The organism is Stutzerimonas sp. S1 (assembly GCF_025966695.1).
Lineage (GTDB): Bacteria > Pseudomonadota > Gammaproteobacteria > Pseudomonadales > Pseudomonadaceae > Stutzerimonas.
On sequence record NZ_JAOEIY010000011.1, the window covers coordinates 40,101 to 48,272 of the forward strand.

General features: G+C 61.6%; 9 protein-coding genes. 5 read left to right on the plus strand and 4 right to left on the minus strand.

Features of this window, described 5'->3' with window-relative positions; genetic code table 11:
• Positions 1-103: 103 nt before the first annotated feature.
• The 4 genes from N8H22_RS19745 to N8H22_RS19760 form a co-directional block, all read right to left on the minus strand.
• Positions 104-373 carry a DUF3509 domain-containing protein gene (locus tag N8H22_RS19745; RefSeq protein WP_264592190.1) on the minus strand — a complete coding sequence of 90 codons (270 nt, stop codon included), beginning with the start codon at positions 371-373 and terminating at the stop codon, positions 104-106.
• A 116-nt stretch (positions 374-489) separates the two neighbouring features.
• The gene (locus tag N8H22_RS19750; RefSeq protein WP_264592183.1) at positions 490-747 is read right to left on the minus strand and encodes a YebG family protein; all 258 of its coding nucleotides are present in this window, start codon (positions 745-747) and stop codon (positions 490-492) included.
• A 108-nt stretch (positions 748-855) separates the two neighbouring features.
• The gene (locus N8H22_RS19755; protein ID WP_264592184.1) at positions 856-1,317 is read right to left on the minus strand and encodes a multidrug transporter; all 462 of its coding nucleotides are present in this window, start codon (positions 1,315-1,317) and stop codon (positions 856-858) included.
• Between the two features lie 103 nt (positions 1,318-1,420).
• Positions 1,421-1,876: a DciA family protein gene (locus tag N8H22_RS19760; protein WP_264592185.1), complete on the minus strand. Its 456-nt coding sequence runs from the start codon at positions 1,874-1,876 to the stop codon at positions 1,421-1,423.
• Positions 1,877-2,166: 290 nt separating this feature from the next.
• Between N8H22_RS19760 and secA the strand changes: the two genes are divergently transcribed.
• The 5 genes from secA to N8H22_RS19785 all read left to right on the plus strand — a co-directional run.
• Entirely contained in the window at positions 2,167-4,902 is a 2,736-nt protein-coding gene (secA, locus tag N8H22_RS19765; RefSeq protein ID WP_264592191.1) for a preprotein translocase subunit SecA, read from the plus strand.
• Between the two features lie 111 nt (positions 4,903-5,013).
• The gene (argJ, locus tag N8H22_RS19770; RefSeq protein ID WP_264592186.1) at positions 5,014-6,231 is read left to right on the plus strand and encodes a bifunctional glutamate N-acetyltransferase/amino-acid acetyltransferase ArgJ; all 1,218 of its coding nucleotides are present in this window, start codon (positions 5,014-5,016) and stop codon (positions 6,229-6,231) included.
• Positions 6,232-6,292: 61 nt separating this feature from the next.
• On the plus strand, positions 6,293-7,243 hold the full coding sequence (locus tag N8H22_RS19775; protein ID WP_264592187.1) for a Nudix family hydrolase: 951 nt from the start codon (positions 6,293-6,295) through the stop codon (positions 7,241-7,243).
• A gap of 165 nt (positions 7,244-7,408) precedes the next feature.
• Positions 7,409-7,972: an alkyl hydroperoxide reductase subunit C gene (ahpC, locus tag N8H22_RS19780; protein ID WP_041107447.1), complete on the plus strand. Its 564-nt coding sequence runs from the start codon at positions 7,409-7,411 to the stop codon at positions 7,970-7,972.
• Between the two features lie 119 nt (positions 7,973-8,091).
• A partial coding sequence (locus N8H22_RS19785) for a hypothetical protein (protein ID WP_264592192.1) occupies positions 8,092-8,172 on the plus strand: 81 nt, incomplete at its 3' end.

Here is an 8,172-nt window from a genome sequence, read left to right on the forward strand (position 1 = left end):
AAACCCGCTGCCCGGGCTTGAGCAGAGGTGGAGCAGAGTTTTTATTGTTGTTTGTGAAGTGAAGCGGATTTGCAGCGCGACCGGCCGGCGGACTGGCTGGGGGTCACAGCGCCACGGCGTGAACGTTCTTACTGACGTTGAATGCATGGAACGGTTCACCATGCTCGATCGCGAGACTGACCTGCAGGCTGGTAATCAGCCTCCGTAATTGTTGCGGATCGCGCCATTGCTGGGCGCCGATAAAACGTTTCACGGCGACACCCTGCGCGCCGGTCAGCGTCAGCAGGATACTGCCGTCGGGCTTGGCGATACTGAAATTGACGCTGTAGTGCGGCTGGAATGCATCGCTGATCTGCTGGAAGGAATTCGTCATGCCGAAATACCTGTATGGGTGGCTGCGAATGATTGACCAGATCGAGGTACCACAAGTTTCCGCCACCAGGCGCGTCATCAGCCGACGGATGCGGCTGTGACTGCTGTGGTCGCGAGTCAGGCGTCACCCTGCGGTAGTTCTGCCAGCGCTTCTGCGTTGTTCTTGAAAGCCTTGGCGAAGATATCCCGATGGCGCGCCATGAAAATTCCGATGTCTTCGGTCTGCTGTTCATCCAGCGACGGCACTGCCTTGTGCAGGACGGTAGCCAGCGCTTCCGCGAGCTCCAGCATTTTGTCGTGACGGTCTGCTTCGGCTTTATCCATGAACAAACGCTCCAGGTCCCGGCTGCTGCGGTATACCACTTCGACGGCCATTAACCACCTCGGCTCAGTTGGCAGATTGATACTGTTTATTTATACAGGATAAGCGGCGCGATTGCCGATTGGAAGCTGAAAATGCGCCAGGCCGCTTCATCTGGTCGATCAGTCGAAGCGGCCCTGCAGATTCTCCGCACGAAACTCCAGCGTACTGGCGCGATAGCCGGAACGGAGCGGAGGCAGCGGCAGGCAGGACTGCCATTGCGCGCCAGCCTGGAGATCACCGGGTCCCTGATAGACGGGCGCATCGTAGGTCGACTGCACCAGGTTCGTTCTTGATCCGGGGGCATAGGCGGCCACGTCCCAGCTCAGGCTTTGCAAGGCATAACCACTATCGTTGCGCATGCTGATGCGCAATGGCTGGGTGGCCGGACAGTGCTCGGGCGCATAGTCCATGCGTAGTTCGAGCCGACCGAGAAGCATTCGCTCACGCTGTTCTTGCCACAGTACCCACCCGGCCACCAGCCCGAGACCGAGCAGGGCGGCGAGTGAGACCGGCACTGCTCTTAGCGGGTAGCGCACCAGCAATACTAGCCAGGTGAGGATGAGCAGCGCGCCGATCAGCATGAAGTGTGCTCCTCGGGTGAATGTGGCGAGGGCCGCAGCGGTTCCAGCGGAGTGCAGAGAGCGTAATCGTTTATGCGCCCGTGCGCTGAGGCGTGGTGCATGCTCAATCGCTGGGTCTGCCGCGGCTCGCCAGCCGCTCCAGGGCGGCGCGCAATTTCGGATCGCGGATGCCCTCTGCGGTAGCGTGCAGATTGTCGGCGGCGTCTGCGGAAAGGGGTGTGGTCCGTGGGGGTGTGGGGCGTGCGGGTGGCGGTGGTTGCACCTTGAAGTGAATGCGCTGCAGCCCGGCGAAGTCATCGAAGACCTGCAGCTGACGTAGCAGCCTGCGCTGTTGATAACGCAGGCGCGTTGCCCAATGGCCATCGGTGACGATCAGCAGCAGGCAGCCATCGCGCCACGACGCGACATGACAGTGTTCGCGAGCTGCCGGCTGCAGCTGGCTCTCCAGCAGATGCTGCAACTGATCAAGGCGGCGGGCCTCGCCGAACAGCGCTCGCAGCGGCTTCGCCTCTCGAAGCAGTGCTGCCGTAGCGCGCGCGGGCAGGGGACGAAATGCCATGTTGGTTGCCTGAATGTTGGGGAAGCAATGGTAGCAGAACCGGGGTGTTGGCACGGTTGTGCCCGACCGTTCCCTGCCCTGCAGGTCCCGTCCTGGTAGGTGCTTTCCCCACGCAGCCAGCGCTGAGAAGTTGTAATCCGGTTGCTAACTGCGCGCTATTGGCGGCATGTCGAGGCTGCGCAGTTGTGCTGCTTTCCTCATAGGCGTTTCCGAGTAGAATGGCCGCTTTGCATGCCGGCGGGGTGGCCCGCGGTCGTGCCTCCATCCCTAGCATGGAAGTCTTTGTCGATATGTTTGCGCCTTTATTGAAGAAACTCTTTGGAAGCAAGAATGAGCGTGAGGTCAAGCGCATGCTCAAGGCGGTTCAGGCCGTCAATGCACTCGAAGAGCAGATGCTGTCGCTCTCCGACGAGCAACTGCGGAGCAAGACCGAAGAGTTCAAGGCCCGTCTCGAGAAAGGCGAGACCCTCGATCAGATCCTGCCCGAAGCCTTCGCGGTCTGTCGTGAAGCAGGCAAGCGCGTGATGGGCATGCGCCACTTCGACGTCCAGCTGATCGGCGGGATGACGCTCCACGAAGGCCGGATCGCTGAAATGCGCACCGGCGAGGGCAAGACTCTGGTGGCTACCCTGGCGGTGTACCTCAACGCGCTGGCGGGCAAGGGCGTGCACGTGGTCACGGTCAACGACTATCTGGCGCGCCGCGATGCCAACTGGATGCGCCCGCTGTACGAATTCCTCGGCCTCACCGTTGGTATTGTCACACCGTTCCAGCCACCGGAAGAAAAGCGCGCCGCTTACGCGGCCGACATCACCTACGGCACCAACAATGAGTTCGGCTTCGACTACCTGCGCGACAACATGGCTTTCAGCCTGCAGGAGAAGAACCAGCGCGAGCTCAACTTCGCGGTCATCGACGAGGTCGACTCGATCCTTATCGACGAGGCGCGTACACCGCTGATCATTTCCGGCCAGGCCGAGGACAGCTCCAAGCTTTACCAGCAGATCAATCAGCTGATCCCCCGCCTCAAGCAGCACATCGAGGAAGAAGAGGGCGTCGTCACCCAGGAAGGGCATTTCTCCATCGACGAGAAAACGCGCCAGGTCGAGCTGAACGAGTTAGGGCATCAGTACATCGAGGAGATGCTGACCCAGGCCGGTTTGCTGGCTGAGGGCGAGAGCCTTTATTCGGCGCACAACCTGGGCCTACTGACCCACGTCTATGCCGGTCTGCGCGCGCACAAGCTGTTCCATCGCAACGTCGAATACATCGTGCAGAACAACCAGGTGTTGCTGATCGACGAGCACACCGGCCGCACCATGCCGGGTCGTCGCCTGTCCGAGGGCCTGCATCAGGCCATCGAGGCAAAGGAAGGTCTGCAAATTCAGCCCGAGAGCCAGACCCTGGCATCCACCACCTTCCAGAACTACTTCCGCCTCTACAACAAGCTTGCCGGCATGACCGGTACGGCCGACACCGAGGCGTTCGAGTTCATGCAGATCTACGGCCTGCCAGTGGTGGTCATTCCGACCAACAAGCCGCTGGCGCGCAAGGATTTCAACGACCTGGTCTACCTGACCCAGGAAGAGAAGTTTGCCGCGATCATCACCGATATCAAGGAATGCCAGAGTCAGGGGCGCCCGGTGCTGGTCGGTACGGCGACCATCGAAAGCTCGGAGTACGTTTCCCGCCTGCTGGCCCAGGAGAGCATCGACCATCAGGTGCTCAACGCCAAGTATCACGAGAAGGAAGCGGAAATCATCGCTCAGGCCGGTCGTCCTGGCGCGGTGACTATTGCCACCAACATGGCCGGCCGCGGTACCGACATCCTCCTGGGTGGTAACTGGGAAGTGGAAGTCGCCAGGTTGGAAAGCCCCAGCGAGGAGCAGGTCGCGCAGATCAAAGCCGACTGGCAGAAGCGCCATCAGCAAGTGATCGAGTCGGGTGGCTTGCACGTGATCGCCTCGGAACGTCACGAGTCGCGGCGTATCGACAATCAGCTGCGTGGCCGCGCTGGTCGTCAGGGCGATCCGGGTTCCAGCCGCTTCTACCTGTCGCTGGAAGATAACCTGATGCGCATCTTCGCCTCCGATCGGGTGAAGAACTTCATGAAGGCGCTGGGCATGGAGGCTGGCGAGGCGATCGAGCATCGCATGGTCACCAACGCTATCGAAAAGGCGCAGCGCAAGGTCGAAGGCCGCAACTTCGACATCCGCAAGCAGTTGCTCGAGTTCGACGACGTGGCCAACGAGCAGCGCAAGGTGATCTACCACATGCGCAATAGCCTGCTGGCGGCCGACGAAATCGGCGAAACCATCGCGGAGTTCCGCGAAGAGGCGCTCAGCGCGGCGATCAGCCAGCACATTCCGCCGCAGTCGCTACCCGAACAGTGGGATATCGCTGGTCTCGAAGACGTGCTCTACAGCGATTTTGGCACTCGTCTGCCAGTGCAGCAGTGGCTTGACGAAGATGAAAAACTTTACGAGGAAACCCTGCGCGAGCGAATCATGCAGGCACTGCTCGAAGCCTATCGTGAGAAGGAAGAGCTTGCCGGCGCCGAAGCGCTGCGTACCTTCGAGAAGCAGATCGTCCTGCGCGTGCTAGACGATCTGTGGAAGGATCACCTGTCGACCATGGATCATCTGCGTCACGGCATCCACCTGCGGGGCTATGCGCAGAAGAACCCGAAGCAGGAGTACAAGCGCGAGTCCTTCGCACTGTTCCAGGAGCTGCTCGAATCGATCAAGCGCGACAGCATCCGCGTGCTCTCCCACGTCCAGGTACGTCGCGAAGACCCGGCCGAGGAGGAGGCTCGTCTGCGCCGCGAGGCGGAGGAACTGGCCGCACGCATGCAGTTCCAGCATGAGGAAGTGTCAGCACTGCAGCAGTCGGAGGAGGTCGATCCCGACGCGCAGGCCAGCGAAGGCGTAGCCCCGGTGCGTACCGAGCCGAAGATCGGTCGCAATGAGGCTTGCCCTTGCGGATCGGGCAAGAAGTACAAGCATTGCCACGGGCAGGTCCAGTAAGCGGGACCGTCCCATGTGAAACCCGCGCCGCGACCGGCCTTTGCCGCTCGCGGCGTTTTTCTCCCTGTTTCCTGGCCTGCGGGCCAGTCCAATGTCTGAAGGAGCGCATCCATGGCGGTCGGTCTTGGTCCCTTACCCACGCTGCATCCGGTCCCCGGTTTCGAACTCGGTATCGCCTCCGCCGGCATCAAGCGCCCGGGGCGCAAGGATGTGGTGATCATGCGTTGCGCCGAAGGCTCACGGGTAGCCGGTGTGACCACGACCAACGCCTTCTGCGCGGCGCCGGTGCTCATCACCCGCGAGCGCATGCACGGCGACGTGCGCTACCTGCTGACCAATACCGGCAATGCCAACGCCGGCACTGGTTCGGAAGGTCTGGCCAATGCCCGTCATACCTGCGCGGCACTGGCTGCGCTGACCTCGGTCGACGAGTCTGCCGTGCTGCCGTTCTCCACCGGCGTGATCGGTGAGCCACTGCCAGTCGCTAAGATCGAGGCTGCGCTGCAGGCCGCACTGGATGACCTGGACAGCGACCACTGGGCCGAAGCCGCCACCGGCATCATGACCACCGACACCCTGCCCAAGGGCGCCAGCCGGCAGTTCCAGCACGAGGGCGTCGCCGTCACCGTTACTGGCATTTCCAAGGGCGCCGGCATGATCCGGCCGAACATGGCGACCATGCTCGGCTACATCGCCACCGATGCGAAGGTGGCCCGTGATGTGCTGCAGGACCTGGTTCGCGACGCGGCGAACAAGTCGTTCAACCGCATCACCATCGACGGCGACATGTCCACCAACGATTGCTGCATGCTGATCGCCACCGGCCAAGCCGCTCTGCCGGAAATTACCGAGCCTGCCGGCGAGCTGTTCGCCAAGCTCAAGCAGGCAGTGTTCGAGGTGTTCATGGAGGTGGCTCAGGCCATCGTTCGTGACGGCGAAGGGGCGACCAAGTTCGTCACCGTCCAGGTCAACGGCGGTGGCAACCATCAGGAGTGTCTGGACGTCGCCTACGCCGTGGCTCACTCGCCATTGATCAAGACCGCGCTGTTCGCCTCCGACCCCAACTGGGGCCGCATCCTCGCCGCCGTGGGGTACGCCGGAGTGCCCAACCTGGATGTCAGCAAGATCGATGTATTCCTCGGTGAGGTGTGCATCGCCAGTCAGGGTGGTCGTTCGCCTAGCTATACCGAGGAGCTGGGCGCGGCGGTGATGGCGCGCGCGGAGATCACCATCCGCATAGAGCTGGGACGGGGTACCTGCAGCGAGACGATCTGGACTACCGACCTGTCTCACGAGTACGTCAAGATCAACGCCGAATACCGTACCTGACAGGCGTCTATCACTGAGGCCCGGGCTGGCGTGGCCCGGGCTTTTGTTTTCTGGAAGCTGTATGCATCGAATCCATGTCGCTGCGGCGGTCATTCGATCCGCCGACCATCGTGTCCTGCTCGCCAAGCGTCCACTCGACAAGCATCAGGGCGGTCTTTGGGAGTTTCCAGGCGGGAAGGTTGAGGCGGGTGAAACCGTCGAGGCGGCACTCGCTCGTGAGCTGCGAGAAGAGCTCGGCATCGACGTGACGACAGCGCGCCCGCTGATTCAGGTGCGCCACGACTACCCGGACAAGCAGGTGCTGCTGGATGTGTGGGAGGTGCTGGCATTTTCCGGCGAACCACATGGTGTCGAAGGCCAGCCGCTGGCATGGGTCGAGCCTGAAGACCTGCCCGGCTATCACTTTCCTGCCGCGAATCGGCCGATCGTCGCTGCGGCACGGTTGCCGCAGCACTATCTGATAACCCCGGAGAACCTTCTCCCCCGGCAGCTGATGCAGGGCCTGACGCGCGCACTGGATGCAGGCATTCGGTTGATCCAACTGCGCGCGCCCGCCCTGACGGAGGCTAGTTACCGAGCGCTGGCCGCAGACGTGCAGGCGCTTTGTTGCGGGCGTGCCCAGCTCATGCTCAAGGGGCCGCTGGAGTGGGCGGAGGAGTTTCCCGCGGCCGGCTGGCATCTCACCGCCGAGCAGTTGCGGCGCCAGATCGGGCAGGGGCGGCCACTGGCAGCCGGACGATGGCTGGCGGCGTCCTGCCATGATGCTGGCGAGTTGGCCCAGGCCACGCTGCTGGGTGTAGATTTCGTAACGTTGTCGCCGGTGCAGGCCACCGCGAGCCATCCCGGCGTATCTCCGCTGGGATGGGCACGTGTCACGGAGTTGCTGCTAGGCTTCAACCAACCGGCCTATCTGCTGGGCGGACTCGGTCATGACGATCTGCAGCGAGCTGTGCGGGCGGGCGCTCAAGGTGTCGCGGCAATCAGAGCCTTTTGGCCCGAAGTGAACCCGTAGCACTGGTGCCGGTCTTTGCACAGGGCGCATGCACTGTGATGGAAGGGAAGCGGTTTTGATAGTTAAAAGCTATCTTTGTAATTCCCTTAATCAATTAACCGTATGCGGCTGGTTGCGTTATCGTAGGCCCCGTTAAAGTTTCTGAACCCCTAAAGGAGTTAGCAGATGTCCCTGATCAACACCCAAGTCCAGCCGTTCAAAGTCAACGCTTTCCACAACGGCAAGTTCATCGAAGTCACCGAAGAATCCCTGAAGGGCAAGTGGTCCGTGCTGATCTTCATGCCAGCCGCGTTCACCTTCAACTGCCCGACCGAGATCGAAGACGCTGCCAACAACTACGCCGAGTTCCAGAAGGCCGGTGCCGAGGTGTACATCGTCACCACCGACACCCACTTCTCGCACAAGGTCTGGCACGAAACTTCTCCTGCCGTTGGTAAGGCTCAGTTCCCGCTGATCGGCGACCCGACTCACCAGCTGACCCGCGCCTTCGACGTGCATATTGAAGAAGAAGGTCTGGCCCTGCGTGGCACTTTCCTGATCAACCCGGAAGGCGTGATCAAGACCGTCGAGATCCACTCCAACGAGATCGCTCGCGACGTGTCCGAGACCCTGCGCAAGCTGAAAGCCGCTCAGTACACCGCCGCTCACCCGGGCGAAGTCTGCCCGGCCAAGTGGAAAGAAGGCGAGAAGACCCTGGCTCCTTCGCTGGACCTGGTCGGCAAGATCTAAGGCTACGCCTATCTGCCCTGCGTGCTGGAGAGGCTGTAACCGGCCTTTCCAACCCAACGCCTGGACGCGCACCGTCCGGGCGTTTTATTTCCTGAATTCCATACGGGGTACCGCTGCTCATGTTGGACACCAATCTCAAGACCCAGTTGAAAGCCTACCTGGAGAAGGTCACCCAGCCCTTCGAGATCGTCGCGTCCCTC

What these genes read in the sequence shown, in the direction of transcription:
- N8H22_RS19775 (WP_264592187.1), top strand. Translation starts at nt 6,293, where the DNA reads ATGCATCGAATCCATGTCGCTGCGGCGGTCATTCGATCCGCCGACCAT.
- secA (WP_264592191.1), top strand. Translation starts at nt 2,167, where the DNA reads ATGTTTGCGCCTTTATTGAAGAAACTCTTTGGAAGCAAGAATGAGCGT.
- N8H22_RS19755 (WP_264592184.1), bottom strand. Translation starts at nt 1,317, where the DNA reads ATGCTGATCGGCGCGCTGCTCATCCTCACCTGGCTAGTATTGCTGGTG.
- N8H22_RS19745 (WP_264592190.1), bottom strand. Translation starts at nt 373, where the DNA reads ATGACGAATTCCTTCCAGCAGATCAGCGATGCATTCCAGCCGCACTAC.
- ahpC (WP_041107447.1), top strand. Translation starts at nt 7,409, where the DNA reads ATGTCCCTGATCAACACCCAAGTCCAGCCGTTCAAAGTCAACGCTTTC.
- N8H22_RS19760 (WP_264592185.1), bottom strand. Translation starts at nt 1,876, where the DNA reads ATGGCATTTCGTCCCCTGCCCGCGCGCGCTACGGCAGCACTGCTTCGA.
- N8H22_RS19750 (WP_264592183.1), bottom strand. Translation starts at nt 747, where the DNA reads ATGGCCGTCGAAGTGGTATACCGCAGCAGCCGGGACCTGGAGCGTTTG.
- argJ (WP_264592186.1), top strand. Translation starts at nt 5,014, where the DNA reads ATGGCGGTCGGTCTTGGTCCCTTACCCACGCTGCATCCGGTCCCCGGT.